The 1,457-nt window shown below is 52.1% G+C and carries 3 protein-coding genes; 1 reads left to right on the top strand and 2 read right to left on the bottom strand.

The features are described from left to right. Nucleotides 1–430: aminotransferase class V-fold PLP-dependent enzyme (locus tag ACFVSN_RS45135; protein ID WP_387959323.1), on the bottom strand; the 430-nt coding region annotated here is incomplete at its 3' end. 71 nt (nucleotides 431–501) lie between these two features. Between ACFVSN_RS45135 and pcp the strand changes: the two genes are divergently transcribed. After that, complete coding sequence (gene pcp / locus ACFVSN_RS45130; protein ID WP_014416826.1) at nucleotides 502–1,149, top strand: pyroglutamyl-peptidase I; 648 nt, start codon at nucleotides 502–504, stop codon at nucleotides 1,147–1,149. On the opposite strand, the gene ACFVSN_RS45125 is transcribed toward pcp, so the two are convergent. Further along, nucleotides 1,146–1,457 (bottom strand): twin-arginine translocase subunit TatC (locus ACFVSN_RS45125; RefSeq protein ID WP_387959321.1); only part of this gene is annotated, 312 nt, incomplete at its 5' end. The genes pcp and ACFVSN_RS45125 overlap by 4 nt on opposite strands.

Raw genomic sequence — 1,457 nt, 5'->3', positions numbered from 1 at the left:
CCGATATGTATGTCTCATACCGCTCTAACGGGATCATTCCATCTTCAGACGGCACGACTGAAAGCTCCATCTCAGTCTGCGCCTTCAAAATGTGGGCGATCGCCGGAAAATCCAATTCCGTATACACCGCCTGTTTCTTTCGGCTATCCGGTAAAGCAGAAACGACGGCAGAGACAGCAGCCGTTACTGAAGGTAAAACGGCGATTTCTTCAGGATGGGCGCCGATCAATTTCGCAAATTCACACCTTGCCTGCTCCGTTCGTCCAATGGCTTCTTCCCAGTTTCCCCCATGCTGAAGCAGGCTTTCCTGGTAGTCATTGATCGCTTTTGAAACCGGCAGGGCAAGAGCGCTTTGAGAGCAGCTGGCGAGCATCGTATGTGTGCGGAGCGCCGGAAATAAAGATCGGTATTGCATCAGAGGCGAATTCAAGACATGTTTCCCCCTTCGGCAGGAATATATGTCCATTATAGAGTATGGTAAAAAGAAAAGGAGGGTTTTATATGGAGAAAAAAGTATTGCTGACAGGCTTTGACCCCTTTGGCGGGGAAACGGTCAATCCTTCATGGGAAGCGGTCAAACGGCTGGACGGTGCCGCTGAGGGCCCCGCCTCTATCGTATCTGAACAAGTGCCGACCGTTTTTTATAAGTCTCTTGCCGTGCTGCGCGAGGCGATCAAAAAGCATCAGCCTGACATTATCATCTGTGTCGGACAGGCAGGCGGCAGAATGCAGATCACGCCGGAACGGGTTGCGATCAATCTCAATGAGGCGCGCATACCGGATAACGAAGGAAACCAGCCTGCCGGGGAAAACATTTCTCAAGACGGTCCCGCGGCCTATTGGACCGGCTTTCCGATCAAACGGATCGTTGAGGAAATCAAAAAGGAAGGCATTCCCGCGGCTGTATCCTACACGGCGGGGACGTTTGTATGCAATCATCTCTTTTACGGCCTGATGGATGAAATCGCCTGCCATCATCCCCACATCCGCGGCGGGTTTATACACATCCCGTACATACCGGAGCAAACTTTGCAGAAGTCTGCGCCGAGCCTCAGCCTGGATCTCGTGACAAAAGCGCTCAAAATCGCCGCGGTGACCGCCGCGGCGCATGAGGACGATATTGAGACCGGCGGAGGCGAACTTCACTAAGCTGCAGACGCCGCCTCGGCCCATTTCTTCCGGTAAACGATGCGGGACAGCGTCACACTGATTTCATAGAGGACAAGCAGCGGAATCATGACGAGAAAGTCAGACATAAAATCCGGAGGCGTAATCAGCACCGAGACGACGATCAGCACAAAATACGAAAGCTTCCGCGCCTTTGCCAGCCGGGTTGGATTCACGATTCCGAGCCGTGTCAGAAACATGACGGCCAGAGGCATTTCAAATAAAAATCCGAACGGCAATGTAAGATTCAGCATAAAGGTAAAATACTTGTCCGCCGTAAATACCATATC

The organism is Kitasatospora sp. NPDC057904 (assembly GCF_042887925.1).
In the GTDB taxonomy this organism is placed as follows: Bacteria; Actinomycetota; Actinomycetes; order Streptomycetales; family Streptomycetaceae; genus Kitasatospora.
This window is presented reverse-complemented; position numbering and strand designations above follow the sequence as displayed.

What these genes read in the sequence shown, in the direction of transcription:
- pcp (WP_014416826.1), top strand. Translation starts at nt 502, where the DNA reads ATGGAGAAAAAAGTATTGCTGACAGGCTTTGACCCCTTTGGCGGGGAA.